Annotated in this window: 20 protein-coding genes; 15 read left to right on the top strand and 5 right to left on the bottom strand. The window is 64.5% G+C overall.

Annotated features, from left to right (window positions below; all coding sequences use genetic code 11):
- Positions 1 to 31: 31 nt before the first annotated feature.
- Positions 32 to 1,687, top strand: a complete 1,656-nt coding sequence (locus FBY31_RS19660; protein ID WP_142044368.1) for a PucR family transcriptional regulator — start codon at positions 32 to 34, stop codon at positions 1,685 to 1,687.
- On the opposite strand, the gene FBY31_RS19655 is transcribed toward FBY31_RS19660, so the two are convergent.
- On the bottom strand, positions 1,666 to 2,460 hold the full coding sequence (locus tag FBY31_RS19655) for a nitrilase-related carbon-nitrogen hydrolase (protein WP_142044366.1): 795 nt from the start codon (positions 2,458 to 2,460) through the stop codon (positions 1,666 to 1,668). The genes FBY31_RS19660 and FBY31_RS19655 overlap by 22 nt on opposite strands.
- A gap of 205 nt (positions 2,461 to 2,665) precedes the next feature.
- Between FBY31_RS19655 and FBY31_RS19650 the strand changes: the two genes are divergently transcribed.
- The 4 genes from FBY31_RS19650 (at position 2,666) to FBY31_RS19635 (ending at position 8,029) form a co-directional block, all read left to right on the top strand.
- Positions 2,666 to 3,856, top strand: coding sequence for an ROK family transcriptional regulator (locus FBY31_RS19650; RefSeq protein WP_142044364.1), 1,191 nt, complete (start codon positions 2,666 to 2,668; stop codon positions 3,854 to 3,856).
- Between the two features lie 132 nt (positions 3,857 to 3,988).
- On the top strand, positions 3,989 to 5,548 hold the full coding sequence (gene mmsA / locus FBY31_RS19645) for a multiple monosaccharide ABC transporter ATP-binding protein (RefSeq protein WP_142044359.1): 1,560 nt from the start codon (positions 3,989 to 3,991) through the stop codon (positions 5,546 to 5,548).
- A 47-nt stretch (positions 5,549 to 5,595) separates the two neighbouring features.
- Positions 5,596 to 6,879, top strand: coding sequence for a multiple monosaccharide ABC transporter permease (gene mmsB / locus FBY31_RS19640; protein WP_142044357.1), 1,284 nt, complete (start codon positions 5,596 to 5,598; stop codon positions 6,877 to 6,879).
- Positions 6,880 to 6,925: 46 nt separating this feature from the next.
- Positions 6,926 to 8,029: a substrate-binding domain-containing protein gene (locus FBY31_RS19635; RefSeq protein ID WP_142044354.1), complete on the top strand. Its 1,104-nt coding sequence runs from the start codon at positions 6,926 to 6,928 to the stop codon at positions 8,027 to 8,029.
- Between the two features lie 258 nt (positions 8,030 to 8,287).
- On the opposite strand, the gene FBY31_RS19630 is transcribed toward FBY31_RS19635, so the two are convergent.
- The gene (locus FBY31_RS19630; protein WP_142044352.1) at positions 8,288 to 8,869 is read right to left on the bottom strand and encodes a TetR/AcrR family transcriptional regulator; all 582 of its coding nucleotides are present in this window, start codon (positions 8,867 to 8,869) and stop codon (positions 8,288 to 8,290) included.
- Between the two features lie 87 nt (positions 8,870 to 8,956).
- Here FBY31_RS19630 and FBY31_RS19625 point away from each other — a divergent pair, with 87 nt between their 5' ends.
- Positions 8,957 to 10,132 carry an MFS transporter gene (locus FBY31_RS19625; RefSeq protein WP_235013142.1) on the top strand — a complete coding sequence of 392 codons (1,176 nt, stop codon included), beginning with the start codon at positions 8,957 to 8,959 and terminating at the stop codon, positions 10,130 to 10,132.
- 73 nt (positions 10,133 to 10,205) lie between these two features.
- On the opposite strand, the gene FBY31_RS22885 is transcribed toward FBY31_RS19625, so the two are convergent.
- Both FBY31_RS22885 and FBY31_RS19620 read right to left on the bottom strand, forming a co-directional pair.
- Positions 10,206 to 10,379, bottom strand: a complete 174-nt coding sequence (locus tag FBY31_RS22885) for a hypothetical protein (RefSeq protein ID WP_160142490.1) — start codon at positions 10,377 to 10,379, stop codon at positions 10,206 to 10,208.
- 25 nt (positions 10,380 to 10,404) lie between these two features.
- Complete coding sequence (locus FBY31_RS19620; RefSeq protein WP_142044351.1) at positions 10,405 to 11,439, bottom strand: AAA family ATPase; 1,035 nt, start codon at positions 11,437 to 11,439, stop codon at positions 10,405 to 10,407.
- A gap of 375 nt (positions 11,440 to 11,814) precedes the next feature.
- Between FBY31_RS19620 and FBY31_RS19615 the strand changes: the two genes are divergently transcribed.
- The 7 genes from FBY31_RS19615 to FBY31_RS19585 all read left to right on the top strand — a co-directional run bounded on the left by FBY31_RS19615 (position 11,815) and on the right by FBY31_RS19585 (position 19,797).
- Complete coding sequence (locus FBY31_RS19615) at positions 11,815 to 13,284, top strand: ABC transporter permease (protein WP_142044349.1); 1,470 nt, start codon at positions 11,815 to 11,817, stop codon at positions 13,282 to 13,284.
- 2 nt (positions 13,285 to 13,286) lie between these two features.
- Positions 13,287 to 13,991, top strand: a complete 705-nt coding sequence (locus tag FBY31_RS19610; protein WP_142044347.1) for an ABC transporter ATP-binding protein — start codon at positions 13,287 to 13,289, stop codon at positions 13,989 to 13,991.
- Between the two features lie 214 nt (positions 13,992 to 14,205).
- Positions 14,206 to 15,276 (top strand): Gfo/Idh/MocA family protein, encoded by a 1,071-nt coding sequence (locus FBY31_RS19605; protein WP_142044345.1) that lies wholly within the window; start codon positions 14,206 to 14,208, stop codon positions 15,274 to 15,276.
- Between the two features lie 416 nt (positions 15,277 to 15,692).
- A complete protein-coding gene (locus tag FBY31_RS19600; RefSeq protein ID WP_235013141.1) occupies positions 15,693 to 16,382 on the top strand; it encodes a hypothetical protein in 690 nt (229 codons plus the stop codon).
- A gap of 87 nt (positions 16,383 to 16,469) precedes the next feature.
- Entirely contained in the window at positions 16,470 to 17,795 is a 1,326-nt protein-coding gene (locus tag FBY31_RS19595; RefSeq protein WP_142044341.1) for a hypothetical protein, read from the top strand.
- Positions 17,796 to 18,085: 290 nt separating this feature from the next.
- Positions 18,086 to 19,309, top strand: coding sequence for a serine/threonine-protein kinase (locus FBY31_RS19590; RefSeq protein WP_142044339.1), 1,224 nt, complete (start codon positions 18,086 to 18,088; stop codon positions 19,307 to 19,309).
- Positions 19,306 to 19,797 (top strand): hypothetical protein, encoded by a 492-nt coding sequence (locus FBY31_RS19585; protein ID WP_142044337.1) that lies wholly within the window; start codon positions 19,306 to 19,308, stop codon positions 19,795 to 19,797. Before FBY31_RS19590 ends, FBY31_RS19585 begins: the two co-directional genes overlap by 4 nt.
- A gap of 148 nt (positions 19,798 to 19,945) precedes the next feature.
- On the opposite strand, the gene FBY31_RS19580 is transcribed toward FBY31_RS19585, so the two are convergent.
- Positions 19,946 to 22,165: an NADP-dependent isocitrate dehydrogenase gene (locus tag FBY31_RS19580; RefSeq protein ID WP_142044336.1), complete on the bottom strand. Its 2,220-nt coding sequence runs from the start codon at positions 22,163 to 22,165 to the stop codon at positions 19,946 to 19,948.
- Between the two features lie 332 nt (positions 22,166 to 22,497).
- Between FBY31_RS19580 and FBY31_RS19575 the strand changes: the two genes are divergently transcribed.
- Both FBY31_RS19575 and FBY31_RS23125 read left to right on the top strand, forming a co-directional pair.
- Positions 22,498 to 23,457: a trypsin-like serine peptidase gene (locus FBY31_RS19575; protein WP_142044334.1), complete on the top strand. Its 960-nt coding sequence runs from the start codon at positions 22,498 to 22,500 to the stop codon at positions 23,455 to 23,457.
- Positions 23,441 to 23,614 (top strand): hypothetical protein, encoded by a 174-nt coding sequence (locus tag FBY31_RS23125; RefSeq protein WP_200833412.1) that lies wholly within the window; start codon positions 23,441 to 23,443, stop codon positions 23,612 to 23,614. Before FBY31_RS19575 ends, FBY31_RS23125 begins: the two co-directional genes overlap by 17 nt.
- Positions 23,615 to 23,698 lie beyond the last annotated feature (84 nt).

The raw sequence follows: 23,698 nt of genomic DNA, 5'->3' as shown, positions 1-23,698 counted from the left end.
AGCAGTGCAAAGTGACCTATAGTGATCATCCATGAGACGTAATGCACCAGCCGGAGACGGCAGGACGGATCAGTTTGACGCCGTCACGCTGGGACAGTTCCTCGAAGCGCTGCCGGCAGCGGTGGCAGTGGTCCACGACGCCGGCAACCGCCATGTGCCCCTGCGCTGGGTGGAACCCAGCGAGTTGGAGGACCCCACCCCCTACCTGCTCGACGGCGAGTTTGTCCTCACGGCGGGCCTGCCGTTCCGTGGCGGGGATGGGAACGGCGGTGGCAATGGAGGCAGGTCCATCAGAGGCGCTGCCTCACGGGCTGAGGAGTACGTCCGCCGGCTCGTGGACGCAGGAGTGGCCGCGCTGGGCTTCGGCCTGCAGCCGTATTACGACGCCGTGCCGGAGCACGTGCTGGCAGCCTGCCGGCAGCAGGGACTTACCTTGGTGCAGGTGCCGGCCAGTGTGCCCTTTGCCGCGTTGGGACTGGAGTTCTCCAAACTGCTGGAGTCAGGAAATGCGCAGGTCTTCCGGCAACTCGCCGAGACCAACCGCCACCTGATGAGCGCCGTCCTTTCGGCCCGGCCGGAGCATGAACTCCTGGCGGCACTGGCACAGCGCGTGCCGGTGTGGGCGGTCCTTTTCGGCACGGACGGGCGCGTGCGCGCCCGGGCGGGTGCCGCCGTCGAACCCGCCCAACTTCAGCCCCTCCTGAAGAAACTCCTTAGCGGCAGCGGACCCCGGGTGGAAACCGAAACGTTCGATGCTCCCGGCTCGGCGCTGGTGTTCGGCCACCCCCTAAGGAGCAACAAGGACGCAACCCTGGGCAGCCTGGTGCTTGGCGCGGACAAGCCACTGACCCCGGCCCAGAACAATGTGGTGTCTTCCGTCGTGGGACTCCTGGAGCTGCTGGTCCGCCAACGCACCAGCGGCTCCCTTGCCCCGAGCCAGCTCGCCACCGCCCTGTTGCTCCACCCCGAAACACTGGCAGGGGGCAACAGCCGGCAGCTGAACGGGCTGAAGGATCTGCTGGCCCAAAGCGTCGCGGGAACCCGTTCCGGCCAGGTCCGCGTGGTGCAGGGGATGCGGGCAGCGGCTGCCCCGGCTGCCGCAGACGGGCCGGTCCGGGAACTGCTGCAATGGCGGCGGCTGTTCGACAGCAAGATGGTGGAACTGACCGATTACGGCTTCGCGGCCGTGACACGGCTGAAGGTGGACGACCAGCTGGTGGCCGAGGTGGAACAGCTGGGGTGGCGCCTTGTGGTGGGTGAGCCGGCAGAACTCCCAGGCCTGCCGGGGGCCTACCGCCGCGCCTCGTCGCTGCGGCCCCGGGTGATTGCCACCGGCAAAAGCGCACGCGTCGAGGAGGTGACGTGGTCGGTCACCGGCCTGCTCGGCAGGGAAGCCGGCACCATGCTGGCAGCCAGGCTCCTGGCGCCGGTCCTTGAGCTGGAGCCCGAACGCCGCGACGGACAGCTCCGGGTTCTCCAGTCCTGGCTGGCCGCCAACGGAAGCTGGGACGCCACGGCGAAGGAGCTTGGCATGCACCGGAACAGCGTCCGCCGCCAGATCAACGCCATCGCTGAATTGCTGGATATGGACCTTGGCCAGGCCCAGTCCCGTGCCGAGTTGTGGATTGCGCTGCAGTACGAAGAGGTTCTGCTGCCCGGGGACGCTCAGGAGTTCCAGGAACGGTAGATCTCCGGACGCCGTTCGGCGAGGTAGGGCACTTCCTCGCGGGCCCGGGCAGCAGACCCTTCGTCCACCTCGGCGTAGAGAAGCTGAGGTTCTTCCCCGGCTGCCGCCAGCAGTTTGCCATCCGGCCCCGCGATAACGCTGCCGCCAAGGAACCGGCATCCCTCTTCAACGCCGGAGTGGTTGGCGTAGGCAATCGTGACCTGGCTTTCCAGTGCCCGCGCCCGCAGCAACACCTGAGGAACGTCATCGAACCCGTGTCCCAGCGCGGTGGGAACCAGGAGCAGTTCGGCACCGGCCACGGCAGCGGCACGGACCGCCTCAGGGAATTCGACGTCGTAGCAGATCACCATCGAAGTGGGGACCCCTTTGAAATTTACGACGGCGGGAGGCTGGGCGGCGGGGCTGAAGGCGGCCCGTTCATCGGCCCCGAAGAGGTGCACCTTGTCATAGGTGAGCAGGCTGGTCCCCTCGGCATCAAGAAGGGTGGCACTGATATGCCACTCCCCCTGCGGGGTGACCCGGGGAAGGCTGTACACCAGGCCAATGCGGTGGCGGCGGGCGATGCCGGCGAGCTTCGCGTGAAGCGCCGGCAGGCCAGCGGGGTCCAGTTCCGCACGGACGCGGCGGGGGGCGTAGCCAGCGGGGAAGAGCTCCGGTGTCAGCAGGACTGCCGCCCCGGCTGCGGCAGCCGCCTCTGCGGCTGCATCGATGGCAGCACAGTTGGCAGCCGCATCCATCACAACAGCGTTTGCCTGCAGGAGTGCCAGCAACACCGGGGCCACCTTTCATCGTCGAAGCGGCCAACATGAGGAAGGCCTGACTTCAGACTAACCACCAGGACCGGCGGTCCCCGAGGCCCATTTGCACCGCTTCGTCCCCTCCAAGGGGCAGATCATCCTGTTCTATTCCTTGTTGCCACTGAACTTCATTGCGTTAACTTCTTGACTACAAGAGTGCGGATGGGGCAATCTTCTAAGCATGCCCGCAACTTCGCGCTCAACGAGGAGCAAGCCCAAAAATCCCGGCTCCCAGTCGGCCCTACGGCAACTGAACCAGCAACGCATCATCGAGTCGCTGATGGTGGGCCCTTCCACGCAGGCGGAACTGGCCCGGCAGACCGGGCTGTCCACTGCAACCGTTTCGAACATCGTCAAAATTATGCTCGATTCAGGCTTGGCGTCCGCCGAGCCCATCACGAGTTCGGGCCGGCGGGCACTGAATGTCAGGCTCAACAGCAACGGGGCCGTGGCCGTTGGAATCGACTTCGGCCGCAGGCATCTCCGAGTGGTCCTGGCCTCGCTCAGCTACCACGTCATCGCGGAGGAATCAGTTGCCCTGCCCCTCGGACACCAGGCCGAGGAAGGCATCCAGGCCGCAGTGGTCCTGCTCGAGAAACTCCTGCGCGAAAGTGGCATCGCCCGCACAGCAGTGGTGGGTGCCGGCGTCGGAATTCCCGGCCCCATCGACCGCCGTACAGGCACCGTTGCCCAAGGGGCAATCCTGCCTGAATGGGTAGGTATCAACATCCTCCAGCACCTGGAGGAACGGCTCAAAATTCCCGCGTTCATTGACAACGACGCGAATCTTGGGGCCTGGTCAGAGGTGACCTGGGGCCAGCACACCGGCGTCAGCAACTTGATGTTCCTCAAGATCGGCTCCGGCATCGGAGCAGGCCTCATCCTCAACGGCGCACCCTATTACGGCAACGTGGGGATCACTGGTGAGATCGGTCATGCCACCATCCACGAACAAGGGCTGGTGTGCCGCTGCGGAAACCGCGGCTGCCTTGAAACGATCGCTTCCACCACAACAATGATCGAGCTGCTAAGCCGCGGCGAAGACCGGCCACTCACCCCTGCAGACATCGTCCGGAAGGCCCTGGCCCGCGACTCGGCCACCCTCCGGGTGCTCGATGATGCGGGGCTCGCTGTGGGCCGCGCGCTGGGCAACGTCGCCAACCTGATCAACCCCGAAGTCATCGTGGTCGGCGGGCCGCTGGCCGGCCTCGGCGACCTCCTCCTGGAGCCCATCAAGAGGGGACTGGTGCGGCATGCCGTTCCCGTCATTGGGGAGACCACCACCATCACGATGTCCTCGCTGGGCGACCGCGCCGAGGCGTTGGGAGCAGCCGCCCTGGTGTTCCAGCACGCCGGTATCCGCAAAACCTAGACCGTTTCGTTACCCCCGATATGCGTTAAAGACTTGACGACAACGGGAGTGATCCAGTTTACTTTTTCATCAGACGGCCCTGCGCTTTGCCGGCCGGACAAAGAAGTCATTGCATTGGAGGGTTAGGGCAATATGACGTCCCAGACCAGTCAGACCGACCCGATCATTCTCGAGATGCGGTCCATCACCAAGGAATTCCCCGGCGTTAAAGCGTTGGATAAGGTAAGCCTGCGGGTCAAGGCCGGTGAGATCCACGCCATCTGCGGCGAGAACGGCGCCGGCAAGTCCACCCTGATGAAGGTCCTCTCGGGCGTTTACCCGTACGGAAGCTACGACGGGGACATCGTCTACCAGGGCCAGGTCCAGCAGTTCAGGGATATCCGGGCCAGCGAACACGCCGGCATTGTGATCATCCACCAGGAACTGGCGCTGATCCCGGAGCTCTCCATCACGGAGAACATCTTCCTGGGCAACGAGCCCACCAAGCGCGGCGTCATTGATTGGGCTGAGGCCCGGCTGCGTTCCCTGGACCTGCTGGCCCGAGTGGGCCTGCGTGACGACCCGGACACGCCTATCAAGGAAATCGGCGTCGGCAAGCAGCAGCTGGTGGAAATCGCCAAGGCCCTGAACAAGTCCGTGAAGATCCTTATCCTGGACGAACCGACGGCCGCCCTGAACGAATCCGATTCCCAGCACCTGCTGGACCTGATGCTCGGCCTGAAAGCCAAGGGCATTACCTGCATCATCATTTCGCACAAGCTCAACGAGATCGAGCAGATCGCCGACTCCATCACCATCATCCGTGACGGCAAGTCCATTGAGACCCTGGACGTCAAGGCCGACGGTGTGGACGAAGACCGGATCATCAAGGGCATGGTGGGCCGTACGCTGGAATCCCGGTTCCCGGACCACACCCCGAAGATTGGCGAGGTGTTCTTCGAGGTCAAGAACTGGACCGTCGCACACCCGCAGATACAGGACCGGCTGGTCTGCAAGAACTCCAGCTTTTTTGTCCGGCGCGGAGAGATCGTCGGCTTCGCCGGGCTGATGGGCGCCGGCCGCACCGAACTGGCCCGTTCCGTCTTTGGCCGGTCCTACGGTCATTTCGTCTCCGGCCAGATCTATATGCATGGCAAGGAAGTCGCCCTCAAGAGCGTCCACCAGGCTATCGACGCCGGCCTCGGCTACGTCACCGAAGACCGGAAATCCCTCGGACTGAACCTGCTCGATGACATCAAGACCACTACGGTTTCAGCCAACCTCGAGAAGATCAGCAAACGCAGTGTGGTGGACACCAACCAGGAGTTCGCTGTCGCGGAGCAGTACCGCAAGTCGCTGCGCACCAAGGCCCCTACGGTGCAGGAAGGCGTTGCCAAGCTGTCCGGCGGGAACCAGCAGAAGGTGGTGCTGGCCAAGTGGATGTTTACGGACCCGGAACTGCTGATCCTGGACGAACCTACCCGCGGCATCGACGTCGGAGCCAAGTACGAGATTTACGGGATCATCCAGCAGCTCGCCAACCAGGGCAAGGGCGTAATTGTGATTTCCTCTGAACTGCCTGAACTTCTCGGGCTCTCGGACCGCATCTACACCATCTTCGAGGGCGCCATCACGGGCGTGCTCAACAAAGAGGAAGCGAGCCAGGAAAGCCTGATGAAGCTCATGACCTCCTCCGCTCGAAAAGCTGCTTAATCCTCTGGAGCTTTCCAGAACCTTCCAGATACGAGGACCGAAAACAAATGAACGCGCTCAAGAAACTCTTCGGTGGCGACACCCGCCAGTTCGGGATGATCTTTGCCCTGGTGGCTCTGATAGTTCTCTTCCAGTGGCTCACAGGCGGCATCACGCTCACCCCGGGCAACGTCATCAACCTCTTTAATGGCAACTCCTACATCCTGATCCTCGCCATTGGCATGGTTTTGGTGATCATCGCCGGCCACATCGATTTGTCGGTGGGCTCGGTGGCGGCGTTCGTCGGGATGGTAGTGGCCATCGCCATGAGGGACTGGAATATCCCTTGGTACCTGGCCATCCTCCTCGGCCTCGGCCTGGGTGCCGCCATCGGGGCCTGGCATGGCTGGTGGACAGCCTACGTCGGCATCCCGGCCTTCATCGTCACCCTGGCGGGCATGCTGATCTTCCGCGGGGCGCAGCAGTTTGTTGGCCAGTCCAACTCCATTCCAGTCCCCAGGGGGTTCCAGTACATCGGCGCCGGCTACCTCCCCGAAGTCGGGCCCGACACCGGGTTCAACAACCTGACCCTCCTCCTTGGGCTTGCGGCGGTCGCGTTCGTAATCTTCAGTGAAGTCCGGCGCCGGCGTATGGCCAAAGCGCTCGGGGCAGAGGTTTCGGAAACCTGGGTCAGCGTCCTCAGGCTCGTCCTGATTTGCGGCGCCATCCTTTATGCGACCTACCTGTTCGCCACCGGCCGGCCCGGCACGTCCTTCCCCATCCCCGGCCTCATCCTCGCCGTCCTGGTTTTGATCTACGGCTTCATTTCCTCGAAGACCGTGGTGGGCCGCCACGTTTACGCGGTCGGTGGAAACCGCCACGCCGCAGAACTCTCCGGTGTGAAGTCGAAGAAGATCAACTTCCTGGTCATGATGAACATGTCCATCATCGCCGGACTGGCTGGAATGATCTTTGTGGCCCGTTCCACATCAGCGGGACCTTCTGACGGCACGGGCTGGGAACTGGACGCCATCGCGGCTGTGTTCATCGGCGGTGCTGCAGTGACCGGCGGCGTGGGTACGGTGATCGGATCCATCGTCGGTGGCCTGGTCATGGCTGTCCTGAACAACGGTCTGCAACTCCTTAGCGTCGGCGCTGACTGGCAGTCCATGATCAAGGGCCTGGTGCTGCTGGTGGCCGTGGCCATCGACGTCTACAACAAGTCACAAGGACGGGCCTCGATCATCGGGCTGATGATGAAGAACTTCAGCCGCCCGTCCGGCGGACCCGGCACACCTCTGCAGCCGGATGAAGTCACCTCTACCCGGGAAACCATTTCCAGGGAAGCCTGAGCACGGCTTCCTGACCCAACACCCCAAAAAGAAAGTGGACTAAGAAATGCGAATGTTTGGCAAAGCAGGGAAGGCAGCAGCGGTAGCTGCGATCGCAGCATTGGCGTTGACGGGTTGCGGACGTTCCGAACCAAGCACCCCTGGCGGCGGCGCCAGCGAGGGAGCCGGAGGCTTCGCCCAGGACTCCGCGATAGGCGTAGCCCTTCCCAAGAAGACCAGCGAGAACTGGGTACTGGCGGAAAAGCTGTTCAATGACGGCCTGTCCAGCGCCGGTTTCAAGCCCACTGTCCAGTTCGCCAACAACGGTGTGGCCGAACAGCAGAACCAGATCAGCGCCATGATCGCCAAGGGCGCCAAGGTGGTTATCGTGGGCGCACTGGACGGTTCGCAGCTGGGTACCCAGCTCCAGCAGGCCAAGGACTCCGGCGCGACCATCATTGCCTATGACCGCCTGCTGCTGAACACCGAGAACGTGGACTACTACGTGGCCTACGACAACTTCAAGGTCGGTGAGCTCCAGGGCCAGGCCCTGCTGGACGGGATGAAGGCCAAAAAGCCCGCCGGTCCGTACAACATTGAACTTCTGGCAGGTTCCCCGGACGACGCCAACGCGAAGGTCTTCTTTGACGGTGCAATGAAGGTCCTGAAGCCGAAGATCGAGGACGGTACACTCAAGGTGCTGTCCGGACAGACGACTTTCGAAAAGGCCGTAACCCAGGACTGGAAGGCTGAGAACGCCCAGCGCCGGATGGATACGCTCCTGACGGGGTCCTATGGGACTGAGTCCCTGGACGGCGTCCTCTCACCGAACGACACCCTCGCCCGGGCTGTCATTACGTCGGTCAAGGCGGCCGGCAAGCCCCTGCCTGTCATCACGGGCCAGGATTCCGAGGAGGAGTCGGTCAAGTCCATCCTTGCCGGCGAGCAGTACTCCACCATTAACAAGGACACCCGGAAACTGGTTGAGCACGCGATTGTGATGGTCAAGGACCTTCAGGCCGGCAAGACGCCTGAGATCAATGACGACAAGTCATACAACAACTCGGTGAAGACCGTGCCGGCATACCTCCTGGAGCCGGTCATCGTCACCGCCGCCAATGTGAAGACGGCTTACACGGACGATCCGGTACTCGGCCCGATCACCAAGTAGCTGATCACCAAGTAAGCAATCTGGTCCGGAAAAACCCGGTCCCCCATTGAACTGCTCCCCGCAAGTTGGACTGAAAATTCGGTTCTGACTTTCGGGGAGCAGTTTCATGTTTAAGGGTGTGACTGTCAGCGTTGGATGGCGGCTTCACAGCGCTATTTGGCGCACGGTGCAGAAAGAAAGAAGAAGACCGGCAGACAGCGCGCCAGCCGGCAGGGCCTTGTGTTTGTCCTGCCTGGGGTGCGTGCTGCTGGTGGGGAGTCAGTTGCGGCTGTGGGCTTCAGCCGCTGAGCGGGCTAGGCGGCGGCCGACGTCGATGGGTGAGTGGGGGTAGCCGCGCAGGAAGCCGGCCAAGGTTCCGCTGTAGGCCAGGAGCACCTCATCGGCCAGGTCTTGCGCGTGCGGGCCGGCGATCGGCTGCGAGAAGTGCAGGAGGCGGGTGACGAGCAGGGCGGTATCCGCGGCCAGGACGTCGCTGATCTCGTCCGCTGCTGCGGGAAGCTCCGTGGCGGCGGCCAGAAAGGCGCACCAGCGTGAGGGGTGGTTCTGGTCGCGCCGGTAGGCCGCAAGGGCGTCGAACACCGAGAGCAGCCGCGCCATGTCATTGTCGGCCGCGACAATGTGTTGGTCCCACACTGCCTGCCAGTCCGCCATCCGAACTCTCAAGGCTTCTGCTACCAGGGCGTCTTTGCTGCCGAAATGCGTGTACAACGTGGCGTTGGAGACATCCGCTTGGCGCAGCAGGTCATCAACAGGCGTGGCGCGGATGCCACGGTCGAACAGCGCTTGATCGGCTGCCTGAAGCAGCCGCGCGCGGGCGGGAAGGCGCTGGCCGGTGCTCATCACACCACTGTAACGGCCACTATCGCAGAACGGTAGTTCTGCTGTAGCGTAACGATCGTTCTACTTTGATGGTTCCAGGAGGATACGGTGCGGGCTTTGGTGGTCAGCGGCATGGCATTGATCGCGGCGACCTACGGGCTGGCACGCTTCGGTTACGGGCTTTTCCTGCCCCGGTTCACCGAGACCTTCCAGATGGACTCGGCCATTGCCGGGTTCATCCAGGCCGGGAGCTTCCTCTCTTTCTGTTTCGCGGCAGTTCTCGCTTCGCGCCTTGCTGCCCGCCCTAGCCTGGTCGTGATGTGCGCGGGGGCGACGGCTGCCCTGGGATCAGTGGGTGTCGCGGCTGCGCCTAATGTCGTCGTCCTCGCGATGAGTGTCGTCTTGGCCGGTGCCGGCGCCGGATTCGCGACCCCCGGCCTGGTCGCGCTCATCGAACGCAACATTGCCCCGGCACGCCAGGAAAACGCGCAGACTATTGTCAATGCCGGCACCGGAGCAGGCATCGTCGTCGCGGGCATCCTCATGCTCCTCACAATGAATCAATGGCGCTTGGGCTGGGTCGCCATCGCAGCCCTGGTGTCCATCGCTGCCGTCGCCACCCTCCGTACCGATCAGTCTTCCCACCGGGATCGGGCCGCTGAGCCGCCGCCACGGGTGCGGGCCCGTGACCTCGCTCCGCTGGCCCGGCCCATCGCCGCGGCGGCTCTGGCCGGGGCCTCCAGTGTTGCGATCTGGACTTTCGGCCGCACGGTCATGGACGCTTCCCGTGCGGGTGAGGAGTTCTACTCCATCGTTGCCTGGATGGTCCTGGGAGCCTTTGGCGTGCTCGGCGCCAGCGCCGCGAAGATCGTTGAGGTATGGAGCCTGCGTACGGCTTGGATCCTGACCTCGCTGACCATGGCGGGCGCGACCATAGTCCTGGGTGCGGTACCGGGTGCACCCTTCGCCGCCTATATCTCGGTGGCGCTGTTCGCGGCCAGCTACACCGCATTGTGCGGTGTTCTCATCATTTGGGCCGTCCGCCTGGTTCCTCATCGCGCGGCTGAAGGCACAGCGGCGTTGTTCATCGCCCTCGCCATAGGTCAGGCGGTTGGCTCGGCAACACTGGGAGTTCTGTTCACCTCCGATTCTCCGGCTTTGGCCTTCACCGTTGCCGGGATACTCGGAATCCTGGCAGTGCTGCCGGCGATGAACTGCGGCCGGACACATCGCCCTCCTGCAGCACCACGGCCCGACGCGAGGCACAAGCGGATCGGCGCATAACGGCCGTTCGTGAAACGACCCAACTTTGGACTCCAACGTGGACTTTAGAGCTTTTTGGCGTGGTCTGTTGCCGCTATGTGTCGCTGACCTGCATCCATTGTGCGGCATCGTTCGGGCTGCCGGGTTCGGCTATTTTATTCAGGTCCATGGCGGTAGCGAGCAGGCTTGGGTGGGCAGGAAAGCTGTCCTCCAGTTGCGCGGCAGTGGAATAGTTATGCTTTTCCCGCTCGGGGGGCAGGACGGGCATTCGCCTGACAGCCGCGCAGATCCGGTCAGGCCAGCCAGCGCCACCAGCGTGGCTGCTCCGGTTCCGGCGTCGGTTCCGGCTCCGGCTCCTCGCCCAAGGCCAGCGCTGCCTCGGCGATGTCGTCCGCGGTGAGCGTCATGACGGCCTCACGATCGAGCGCGTCGAGACTTTGTTCCTCGTCGAGCGACAGCCGCAGCGCCTGGCGGTTGAGCGCCTGCTCGAACAGCGTGCGGGCGAACCGTGCGTTGCCGGAGTCCTCGCCCGCATGGAGCCCGGTGAGGATGCGGCGCAGCATCTGGTCCGCACCCGGCTCCAGCGTGTACTCGTGCTGGGCCAGCATCTGGTGGAAGATCGTCTGGAGTGCGTCGACAGAGTAGTCGGGGAACGTGATCTCGCGGGCGAACCGGGAGCGCAGTCCGGGGTTCGAGAGCAAGAAGGACTCCATCAGCCGCGGGTACCCGGCCACGATCACGACCAGGCGGTGGCGGTGGTCCTCCATCCGCTTGAGCAGGACCTCGATCGCCTCGGGGCCGAAGTCCATCCGGCCGTCCTCCGGGGCCAGCGCGTAGGCCTCGTCGATGAACAGGACGCCGTCCAGCGCACGCCGGATCACCCGGTCCGTCTTGATGGCGGTCGCGCCGACGTACTGCCCCACCAGGCCCGAACGGTCGACCTCGACCAGGTGGCCTTTCTGCAGCAGACCGACCGCGCGGTACATCTCGGCCAGGAGCCGCGCCACGGTGGTCTTGCCCGTGCCCGGGTTTCCGAGGAACACCAGATGCTGTGATGTGGCCACCTCCGGCAGGCCGTGCGTCTTACGGCGGGCCTGGACCTGGAGCAGTGCGACGAGGGCCCGCACCTGTTCCTTCACGGTCTCGAGTCCGACCAGCGCGTCGAGCTCGGCCTGCACCTCGGACAGGGGCCGGGCCGGCCCGGGCCTCGCACCGATGAGGTCGCCGACCAGATCGTCGACGCGCTCCGAGCCGGGCAGCTTGAGCTGATCGGCCATATGGCCGATCATTTCGCGCAGGTCATCGAGCGGATTGCGGCTGGCAGCCATGCATCCACTGTAGTCCTGGATTCCCGACCGGGGTGGGGGTGGCCTCACCAGTATCGACTTCCTTTGGGTCGTAGAATTCACGCGGTCAGGCAGTCGCCGTTGGATGATGCGGGCACTGGCCGTGCTTTCTGCTCCCGGGCCGATCCGGCAGTTTCCTCCGTTAAAGACGACACGGTCGTTGCTAGAACCCGCCTTGTGAGCCCGCCCTTCGCGGTTTCTCCTCGGCAAAGTTCATCACGGGGACCGGGTTTTTTTCGTGCCCGTTGACCCTTCACAGCTCAAACACAGCTTCGCACCGCTGCCTGCACAGGAGGCCGCACAAGAGTGGACCCGAAGCTAGCCTTCCAGGGCCGGCACCGGAACCACAGGAGTAACGTGAGCGTCCTTGCCCGCAGTGTAGGCAATGCCTTCAGAAACAAAGTCCGCACGGCAGCGGTGGTTGCCGTGCTGGCTGTTGCGATCGGCCTGGCTTTGGCCATGCTGGTGGCCAACCAGGCTGTCGCAGCCAAAGTCCAGGAACTCAACGCCTCCGTGGGGACCGTCCTGACCGTCAACCCCGCCGGCGCACAGGGCTTTGAAGGCGGCGGCGAACCTCTCACAGCCGAGCAGGCAGCAACTGCCGCGGCCGTTCCCAACGTCAGTGCCGTCGTCGGGGCCCAGACCCTCCGCCTCCGCAACGCCACCGAAGCTGCCGCCCAGGCCGCCTCCGGAGCTGGAGCAGGTGCGGGCGGCGGCCAGGGCGGTCCCGGCGGCCAGCTCTCGGCCACCCTCACCACCAGCCTCACCGCCGCCATCGACGCCGGAACGCTGGGCGGACGCAACCAGACCGCGAACGGCACCACCACCGGAACCACCGGGACCACCACCCAGCCCGTCCGGTCGCTGCCGATCACCGCGACCGGGACCGGCGCTGAGGTGGACACCGCCGGCAAGGCACTGAGCATCACCGAAGGCACTGGGCTTGGTGACTACACCGCCGAGTCCACCAGCGCCCTGCTCGGAACCACGCTCGCCGAGAAAAACAACCTCAAGGTGGGGTCCACCTTCACCGTCAATGGCCAGACCTACACCGTGGCCGGGCTGTTCGACGCCGGCACCACCTTCGGCAACAACGCCGTCTACGTCACGCTCCCCACAGCCCAGGCCCTCGCCGGACTTCCGGGCGAGCTCGCCAGCATGATCGTTACCGTGGACTCGCTGGAGAACGTCGCCTCCGCCAAGACTGCCCTGGAGGCGGCACTTGGTACCAACAAGGCCGATGTCACCCAGGGGCAGAACCTGGAAACCGCGCTGAGATCGCTGGGCAGCGTCAAGAACATCTCCTTCATCGCCTTCATCGCAGCCCTCGGTACCGCCGGCCTGATCATCCTCCTGATCATGGTAATGCTGGTCCGCGAACGCCGCCGGGAAATCGGTGTACTGAAAGCCATCGGCGCACCCAACCGCACCATCGGTCTGCAGTTTGTCCTTGAAGCCCTGGTCTTGGCGGCCCTGGGGAGTGCCGCGGGCGCCGCCATCGCTTCCTTCGCCAGCGGCGGGATCGCTTCGGCGCTGATCAGCACCAACAGCACCAGCACGACGGCGGCTCCCACCACCGGCCGCGGGGCCGCCATGGCCGGGGCTGCCGGAGGTGCCGGCATGCCGGGCGGCGCTGGGTTCCCCGGCGGCCAGGGAGGACCATTCGGCGGGGCAGCGCAGCTGATGACCTCCGTCACGGCCAGTGCATCCCCCGGCGTTATCGTCGCGGGCATCGGCGCTGTCTTCGGCGTCGCCATCATCGGCGCGCTTGTCCCGGCGCTGCTCACGGCACGCATCCGTCCCATCGAAGTCCTGCGAGGAGAATAGCCATGATTGAAGTCAAGAACCTGGTCCGCACCTTCAACTCCGGTGACCGCACCACTAAACCCGTCAACGACGTCAGCTTCGAGCTGGAGCAGGGAACCCTCGCCTCCATCGTCGGTAAGAGCGGCAGTGGAAAGAGCACCCTGTTGTCGCTCCTGGGCGCCCTGGACAAGCCCACCAGCGGTGACGTCGTCGTCAACGGCGTGAGCCTTGCCAGCATGCCCGACGGGAAGCTGACCGAATACCGCCGGCGGGACATCGGCTTTGTCTTCCAGCAGTTCAACCTGATCCCCAACCTCTCGGCAGTGGACAACGTGATGCTGCCCATGGAGTTTGCCGGAATGCGCAAGGCCGCCCGGATGCAGCGCGCCAAAGAGCTGCTGGAGCAGGTCCAGCTGGATCCGGAGAAGCATGACCGGCGCATCAACAGGCTTTCCGGCGGTGAGCAGCAGCGGGTTGCCATCGCCCGGGCTCTCGGCAACGCCCCCAAGCTGATCCTCGCGGACGAACCAACGGGAAACCTCGACGAGCAGACCGGTGACCACATCATCGAGCTCCTCAGCTCGCTCAGCCGGGACCACAACACCACCATCCTCGTGGTCACGCACGACCGCGCCCTTGCCAACAAGACGGACCGCCGCTTCCGCCTGCAGCAGGGCAAGCTGACGGAGGAACCGGTGCGCAGCCGTGTGGCGGCCGCCTCGGCCTAGCCGGAGACGCACGAGCGGACACCTAAGAATTGACCGGTTGGGGGAGGGCCCGCCAGTGCGGCCCTCCCCCATCCTCCCTCACTTCAACCCTCCATCACTTCCCGTCCGGTTTCCTTCAACCCTCCATCAGTTTTCGTCCTGTTTCCTTCGACCCTCTATCACTTCCCGCGAGTAATACCCGGCACTCCCGCATCCCGGTGAGAGGATGGTCACCATGAGTGCGCCTATCGCCAAGCCGTGGTTGTCCAGCCAATCCGACCAGGATCCCCACTCCGCCACCGGAGCTCCCCTTCGGTGGGGAGTCATCGCTACCGGAGGAATCGCCCGCTCGGTGTCCCAGGACCTGGCCCTACTGGTCGACGCCGAGCTTTATGCCGTCAGCTCGCGCGGGCAGGAAACTGCGGACGCCTTTGCCGTGGCCTACGACTTCGCCAAGGCCTACGGAGACGACGGCGGAGTAGCCGGCTACCAGCGGCTGCTCGCCGATGACGCGGTGGACGTTGTCTATGTGGCCACGCCCCACGCGCAGCACCATGAGATAGTGCTCGCGGCCCTCAACGCGGGCAAACATGTTCTCTGCGAGAAGGCCTTCACCATCAACGCCCGGGAAGCAGCCGAGCTGATCGACCTGGCCCGGAGCCGGAAACTGTTCCTGATGGAGGCAGTCTGGAGCCGTTTCCTGCCCAGCATGCAACGAGCCTTCGAGATTGCTGCTTCCGGCGAGATCGGTGACGTCCACTGGGTCACCGCCGATCTCGGTTTTCCGGCTCCGTATGCACCGACCGCCAGGCTTTGGGCCCGGCAGGATGGCGGCGGCGCCCTGTTGGATCTTTCGGTCTACCCGCTGCTGTGGGCACTGGGCACCCTCGGATTCCCGCAAACGGTCAGCGCCACGGGGTTTGTAAATGACGACGGTGTCGACGCGCAGAATGCCATGACGCTCGGGTACAACCACGGTGCCCAGGCCCAACTGACGTCCTCCTTGCTCGCGCACGGTCCACGTACGGCCAGCGTTGCCGGCAGCAAAGGCTTCCTGCAGAGCATCGGCTCTATCAATAATCCACGTGAACTGGTTGTCGCGTTTGGATGGGACGAACGACGTGTTGAGTCCTTCGATGTTGTGGGCCGCGGATACACCTATGAGCTCCGTGAGGTGACACGGTGTATCCAGCAGGGCCTCACGGAGAGCCCGGTGATGCCGCTGGAGGACTCTTTGAAAACGATGCGACTCTTCGACGGGGTGCGGGCGCAGCTGGGAGTCAGTTATCCCAACGACAGCCACTAAAAGCCCCCATCGCCGCGGTCAATGTAATGACTTTCAAAAAGCGTCTTGTCATGCGCCCGGCACAAAAGTTTCCGCTTTTGTCGATTTGTTTTAGAAGGCCCTAGACTTCCCGCAACATCCAGTCTTACGCTGTAAGCATTGTCGAATCAACGGTACTGGGGGTGGTACGCATGGCTGGCGCTGTTTCTCCATGGCGTGCCCTGCGGCCTGTGCTCCTCGCGGGCGCTGCAACCCTTACCTGGCTGACTTTTTCAACTCCGGCAGCTTCTGCTGACACACTTTCGGACACATCGTCGCTGCTTGGCGGCGTAACCAGCTCGGTGTCCTCAGTAACAGACAAGCTTGCCGGCCCCGCACCGACTGTTCCTGCCCCACCTCCTCCTGCCGTGCCGGCTGCAGGCCTGCTTCAGCCCGTTGTGGCTCAAGCTTCTGGCATCGCTGACACCATCGTTTCGGTCGTCCCGGTGGTGAACCAGGTGGTTCCCGGCGATACCATCACGGCTGTCGCTGCTCCGATCGCTTACGTTGCGGATGGAGCAACCGCAGCAGTTGTGGAAGCTGTTGTTCCACCCGTTGCCGAGTCCCTTCCGGTGCTCGAACCCGTCCTCCAACCTGTTTCCGATGTGGTGACAGGCAGGGCACCGCTGCCAGTTGAGCTCCCCGAACTGCCTCTCGCGGCGGTCGACGAGGAAGTTCCTGCGGCTGCCGCCGCTGTCCCCACGGGGGCTTCCGCTGCCGTGGAATCGGCACTGGCGAACATACCGGAACCTTCGGAATCATTCTTCGCTGCTGCCCCGGATACCGCCACTTTCCCTGATGGTGCGGCAGCCCTCGCTGGAACTTCTGCGGCCCTTTGGGCAGCCACCAGCGCATCTGGCTTAGGCAATGAGCAGCCAAGCACGGCGGACCCGTCGCCCGCCCATGCTCCCGCTGTCCCTGGCTCCGGCACAGGAAGTGGAGCGGCTTCTGGCGGTTCGCCTGGTTCGGCCGCATTCCTGAGTTCCTTCAGCTTTGACCTTCCCCTCTCCGGTGCTGTCTGCGCCGGTGAGTCCCCTGAGCATGCCCCTGCACCGGTGTCATTCGACCCCGGTTCTTCTCCTGACTAGTTGAGGCACCTCTGCCTTTTGCGGCAGAACGCGGCCATTCGGGTTGCTGGTAAGCACCCCTACTCAACTTTTTCAGGAGATATCACCATGAGTTCCAACCTTCGCAGAGGGCTGCTCGGCACCCTCTTTGCCGGCGGGCTTTTAGCCTTGGGCTGCACCGCGGCAAACGCCGCGGACACCAGCAGCGGATCGGACCTATCCGTATCCGCCCTCATCTCGGCGGCGGCGTCCGCTGATTCGGCGTCGTTGGGCCTGCTGGGGGACCCAACGCCGTCCGATTCAACGGCCGTCGCCGCTGTAGTGGATGCTGCGGTGAACCTCGGCACCGTGACAGGGACCGGTGAAACCACCAGCCCCGACCTCGCCGCAGCAGCCCTTGTTGACCTCGGCCTCGGCAACACCGCCACCGACGCAACCGGCACCTCAGCGGCCGACCTGGCCGTCGCAGCAGACATAGCTGTGGACCTCGGCACCGCCACAGGGACCGGTCAAACCACCAGCCCCGACCTCACCGCAGCAGCCCTTGTTGACCTCGGCCTCGGCAACACCACCACCGACGCAACCGACACCTCAGCGCCCGACCAGGCCGTCGCAGCAGACATAGCTGTGGACCTGGGCACCGCCACAGGGACCGGTCAAACCACCAGCCCCGACCTCACCGCAGCAGCCGTCATTAACCTCGGCCTCGGCAACACCACCACCGACGCAACCGACACCTCAGCGGCCGACCTGGCCGTCGCAGCAGACATAGCTGTGGACCTCGGCACCGCCACAGGGACCGGTCAAACCACCAGCCCCGACCTCACCGCAGCAGCCGTGATTAACCTCGGCCTCGGCAACACCGCCACCGACGCAACCGACACCTCAGCGGCCGACCTGGCCGTCGCAGCAGACATAGCTGTGGACCTCGGCAGCAATGCAACCAACGGCACCACCGACGGACTCACCTCCGGCGTCGACCTGGGCATTGACCTCGGCCTCGGCCTGAGCGGCGACGGCAATGGCACGGAGAACCCGGGCACCGAGACGCCGGGCACTGAAAACCCCGGCACGGTTGACCCGGGTGACGGCAACACCGGGGGCACCGGCACCGTTGACACCGATACCACCACTCCAGGTACGAGCACTCCCGGCACCCCCGGCAGCAACACCGGCACCACCGGCGGCGACAACGGTACTGACGCTGACACGGCCGGTAGCGGCGGCTTCTCGGCAGCACCGGCAGGTTCCACCGCAGTGAGCGGCGCTATCGGCGTCGACACCAGCGCGCGCAGCACCGCTAACCAGGGCCCGACTGCAAAAGGCAGCACCGGCCTGGCCAACACGGGCATGGATGCTTCGCTGGTCCCGCTCGCCCTGCTGCTTCTGGTGGCGGGACTCCTGGTCCTCCTCCGCAAGCGCAAGGTGTCCTAGGCGCCCGACGCTTGTTGACCGTGCCTGCACCAAGCGCCTGAAGCGGCAGCTGCAAGCAGGCTGAGGGAAAGGAGGACCCCGCAAAACACAAGACAAAAACACTGCAATTTCACGCAAACATGTCATCAGCACACATGTCCTTGTGGCCGGTGGTCCGGCGGCGAAAGCTAGAGGTTCGCCGCCGGGCCGTCGGCATGTCCCCCAATGCTAGAACAAAGCCCGACCTCGTACTGCTCCACCCCCGTATAATTTGAGGTACGACAGTGCCGCAGCGCACCGGGAGGAACGGTATGGTGGCGGAATCGCCTAGCTCCATCAAGAATGAAGTGGTCGGCGGACGTTATCGGTTGGGTGAGGTTATTGGCCGCGGCGGGATGTCATCGGTCTATTGTGCCCGGGACGAGAAACTGGGCCGCGATGTCGCCCTGAAGCTCTTCGCCCCGCAGGCACCGGACGCAGATGAACTGAAGCGCCAGGAAGCGGAAATCCAGCTTCTGGCCACCCTTAACCACCCCGGTCTGGTGACACTCTTTGACGCCGGCATCGACAACCGGATTCCCGACGAGCCCAGGCCCTTCCTCACCATGGAATTGGTGGAGGGCCAGGACCTCCGGACCCGGATCCGGCACAGCCGCGTCCCCCTGGAGGAACTCTCGGTGATCGGGGCCGGCGTCGCCGATGCCCTGGCCTACGTCCACGGACTGGGCATCATCCACCGGGACATCAAGCCTGCCAACATCCTGCTGGTACAGATCCGGCCGGGCGAGCCGCTGCGCCCCAAACTCACGGACTTCGGCATCGCCAGGATCGCGGACGCAACCCGGCTGACCGCCACGGGAACCATGGTGGGCACGGCCGCTTATCTCAGCCCTGAGCAGGCCCTGGGCAAGCCGCTCTCCCCCGCCTCGGACGTCTATTCGCTGGGACTCGTGCTGCTGGAGTGCATCAAGGGCACCGTTGAATACCCGGGCGGCGCCGTGGAGTCGGCAGTGGCCCGTCTGCACCGTGCACCCGAGATTCCCGAGGATCTGCCCCAGGAGTGGACCGATTTGATCCACTCCATGACGGCGATTGAGCCGCTGGAACGTCCCGCCGCAGCGGACATCGAGACTGCCCTGCGGCAGGCACTGGTTTCGCCCGCGTCCACGCCGGGAGAGCTCGTTCCCGAAACCACGCGGGTCCTGCCGGCCATGCCGTTCCACCCTCCTTCGATCACTGCCGAGGAATCGGTGGAGGAACTCCGTGAAGCAGCGGAGCCAAGCGACGAATCCTCTTCTGCGCTCCCGGGACCGGAGTACAAAGGCAAACAGTCCAGAAAGAAGATGTCCGCCAGGTCCCCACGCAAGCGGATCTGGCTGTTGGTGCTTCTGGGGATCGTGGTGTTGGCGGCTGCTGTAGCGGCCGTGCTGGTGAGCCTCTCCGCCCAGTCCACCCCCGACGTCGTGCCTTACCCAACGGTGACAGGCCTCTTGGGCGACCATCTGGAGGAACTGCAGAAAAGCGTGGAGCCATGAGCCTGACGAACACCCGGGGTTCGCGGCAGTCGCGGGCAGTGGCCTGGACGGCGTCTGTGCTGGCCGCCGGGGTGCTGGCCGGCTGCGGCACCACCGACGCCGGGCTGCAGCCCGGCGCTGCCCGGCAACTTCAGGCACGCGTCCTTGAGGTGAGCGAAGCCTCCTCAAGGAACGATCCCGCCGCGGCACTGAAAGGCCTGGAAAACCTTGAGGCTGATCTGGCGGCTGCGCAAAGCAAGGGCGAGGTTTCCGAGGAACGGCGGCAAACCATCACTACCATCGCCGCGGCCGTCCGCGCCGACCTTAACGAGGCGGCGGCGGCGGCGGCCAAGGCAGCGGAAGAGGCGCGGATCGCTGAGGAGACCGCTACTGCCCAGGTCGCCCAAGAGGCTGCACAGGGTGCTGCTCAGACGCCTGCCCCGGCACCAGCTCCGGCCACCGGCAACAGTGACACCAAGAAGGGCAACGAGGGCAAAGGCAAGGACTAGGATGGGGCGCTGCAGAAAGGCGCACGACGGCGGGTCGGCAGCAGCGTAGGCACGCGGAGTCCCAGCCAAACGACGAAGAGGCGGTGCCCCGGACATCCGGGGCACCGCCTCTTGGCGTTGCCTATTCAGAAGGCAGGCTGCCCCAGCCCTAGCTCAGGGTGGAGAGCACCTTGTTCAGCGTGGCGGACGGACGCATCACGGAGGAAGCCTTCGCGTCGTCCGGGTGGTAGTAGCCTCCGATGTCCACCGGTGAGCCCTGCACCTCGGCGAGCTCGCCCACGATCGTCTCTTCCTTGGAGGACAGCTCATTGGCGACGGAGCTGAACGCGGCGGCCAGCTCGGCGTCGTCCGTCTGCTTGGCCAGCTCTTCGGCCCAGTAGCGGGCCAGGAAGTAGTGGCTGCCGCGGTTGTCCAGTTCACCGGCACGGCGGCTCGGGGACTTGTTCTCCAGCAGGAAGGTGCCGGTGGCGCGGTCCAGGGTGTCGGCCAGGACCTGGGCGCGGGCGTTGCCCGTGGTGGTGGCCAGGTGTTCGAAGCTGACGGCCAGGGCCAGGAATTCACCCAGGCTGTCCCAGCGCAGGTGGTTTTCCTTGAGCAGCTGCTGGACGTGCTTCGGGGCGGATCCGCCGGCGCCGGTTTCGAAGAGCCCGCCGCCATTCATCAGCGGAACGACGGACAGCATCTTGGCGCTGGTGCCCAGCTCGAGGATGGGGAACAGGTCCGTGAGGTAGTCGCGCAGGACGTTGCCGGATACCGAGATGGTGTCCTCACCCTTGCGGATGCGCTCCAGGGTGAACGCGATTGCCTTGACCGGGGACATGATGCGGATGTCCAGGCCCTCGGTGTCGTGGTCCTTGAGGTACTCGTTGACCTTGGCGATGAGGTTGGCGTCGTGCGCGCGTTCCTCGTCCAGCCAGAACACGGCCGGGGTCTGGGAGGCGCGGGCGCGGGTGACAGCCAGCTTGACCCAGTCGCGGATGGGCAGGTCCTTGGTCTGGCAGGCGCGCCAGATATCGCCCTCGGAAACCTGGTGTTCGATCAGGACGTTTCCTGAGCCGTCCACGATCTGCACCGTGCCGGCTTCCTGGATTTCGAACGTCTTGTCGTGGCTGCCGTATTCTTCGGCGGCCTGGGCCATGAGGCCCACGTTCGGCACGGTGCCCATGGTGGTGGGGTCGTAGGCGCCGTTGGCGCGGCAGTCATCGAGGACCACCTGGTAGATACCGGCGTAGGAGCTGTCCGGCAGCACGGCGAGGGTGTCCGCTTCCTTGCCGTCCGGGCCCCACATGTGGCCGGAGCTGCGGATCATGGCGGGCATGGACGCGTCGACGATGACGTCGCTGGGGACGTTCAGGGTGGTGATGCCCTTGTCGGAGTCCACCATGGCCAGGGCGGGGCCCTCTTCGAGGCCCTTCTTGATGAGGTTCTGGACGCCTTCGCGGACGTCCTCCGGCAGGTCCTCGAGGCTGCTCAGAATGGCTGCCAGCCCGTTGTTGGGGCTGATGCCGGCGGCTGCGAGCTGCTTGCCGTAAGTCTCAAAGAGTTCGGAGAAGTAGGCCTTGACCACGTGGCCGAAGATGATGGGGTCCGAAACCTTCATCATGGTGGCCTTGAGGTGGGCGGAGAACAGCACGCCCTCTTCCTTGGCGCGGGCCACCTGGGCCGCCAGGAATTCATCCAGGGCGGCGGCGCGCATCACGGTGCCGTCGATGACCTCGCCGGCCAGGACCGGGAAGGCCTTCTTCAGGACCTTCACGGAACCGTCTTCGCGGACCAGCTGGATGGCGATGGTGCCCTCGGACTCGATAACCACGGACTTCTCGTTCGAGCGGAAGTCGTCCTTGCCCATAGTGGCCACGTTGGTCTTGGACTCCGGGGTCCAGGCGCCCATGGAGTGCGGGTTCTGGCGTGCGTAATTCTTCACGGACAGGGGTGCGCGGCGGTCCGAGTTGCCCTCACGCAGGACGGGGTTCACGGCGGAGCCCTTGATCTTGTCGTAGCGGGAGCGGATGGCCGTTTCCTCGTCGGAGGAGGGGTTGTCCGGGTAGTCCGGCAGCGCGTAGCCCTGGGCCTGCAGCTCTGCGATGGCGGCCTTCAGCTGCGGAATGGAGGCGCTGATGTTGGGCAGCTTGATGATGTTGGCTTCCGGCGTCTTCGCCAGTTCACCGAGTTCAGCAAGGGCGTCACCGATCTGCTGCTCGGGGGTCAGGTAGTCACCGAAAACGGCGATGATGCGGCCGGCGAGCGAGATGTCGCGGGTCTCCACCTCCACACCTGCTGTCGAGGCGAACGCCTCGATGATGGGCAGGAACGAATAGGTAGCCAGCATCGGCGCTTCGTCGGTGTGGGTGTAGATAATCTTGGACATGCGCGGGCGTCTCCCTGTGGGTCGGCTTGGTTATGAAATCCGGTCTATTTCACCATGTACAACTTACCCGAGGACACCGGTTTGAGCCCTACCGGAGCCCTTCGGTTACCCGCCGGCACGCAGGATTACAGCGATGGAAAAAGGACGACGCCGGCACGCGCCCGGGCGCCCGGCGGCCCTCGCACTTTTGCCCGTCAAGCTGCACCGCCCTCACTCCGGAGGCCATACATTACAGGTCACTACTATTTACATACTTGTCATGTGAGGATAAATTCGCTAGATCACACTCCGGCCCATGCCGGGGCCGATACCCCGTTTCAGACAGGACGACAATGACACGCACCAGGTCTCTGGCCACGGGCCTCCTGAGCCTCTCAGCAGCTGCCGTTCTGGCACTCGGCGCAGCCGGCGGAGCCACCGCCGCGCCGGCGGCTGCCGAGGACAAGAAGGACCCTTCTGTCGCCAGCATTACCGTTGACGGCACCGGCGCGGCCGATTACTGGACGGCAGATAAGATGCGCAGCGCGATCCCCGGCGATATCCTGGCCGGCAAGGCCCTGGAACGCGGCAACCGGTCCAGCGCCACTGTGGAAAAGGGCAAGGAGACCCAGGTGAAGCCCACCAGGGGCAAGCAGACCATCGCCGCCAGCGAAGCCCCGGTCAAGCACATCGGCAAGGTGTTCTTCACCCTTGGCGGTTCAAATTACGTCTGCTCCGGCAACGCCGTGTCATCGGCCAACGAGAGCACTGTCGCTACGGCCGGACACTGCCTCAACGAAGGCCCGGGCGCCTTCGCCACCAACTTTGTGTTTATTCCGGCATATGAGAACGGCACCGCACCCTACGGCAAGTGGACTGCCTCGTCCCTCCACGCACCCACCCAATGGAGCGCCGAAGGGAACATGGCCTACGACACCGGTTTCGCCGTCATGAACCGGCTCAACAAGCAGACCCTGACCGACGTCGTGGGCGGTTCGGGCGTGGCCTTTAACCAGGCACGCGGCCTGACCTACAAGATCTTCGGCTACCCCGCTGCCTCGCCGTTCAACGGGCAGACCCTCAAGAGCTGCACCGGAACGGCCACCGATGATACCAGGAACCAGTTCGGAACCCAGGGCATCCCCTGCGACATGAACGGCGGTTCTTCCGGCGGGCCCTGGTTCATCGGCACCAGTGCCACGGGCCTTCAGAACTCGATCAACAGCTACGGCTACAACGGCTCGGTCGTAATGTACGGCCCGTACTGGGGCGACGTCATACAGCAGACCTACGCCAGTGCAGCAAAGTCCTAGCGAAAAACCGTCCGGCGAGGATGCTGTCAGCCACGCTGAACTGAGCCAGACGCACGAGGAGATCCTCGAGTACTGGACAGAGGAGCGAATGGCAGAGGCCAGGCCCCGGGAGCTTCGGCTTCCGGAGAACGGCCCGCCTCCAGCTGACCAGGACTAAACCAGCACATCACGACGGCGCCTGTCCCCTGTGAAGGGGACAGGCGCCGTCGTTTGTGGGCCCACGCCGGCAGGGAGCCGGTGG

The sequence above is a fragment of the Arthrobacter sp. SLBN-100 genome (genome assembly GCF_006715305.1).
Lineage (GTDB): Bacteria > Actinomycetota > Actinomycetes > Actinomycetales > Micrococcaceae > Arthrobacter.
Note: the sequence above shows the minus strand (reverse complement) of the source record. Positions and strands in the feature narration are given on the sequence as shown.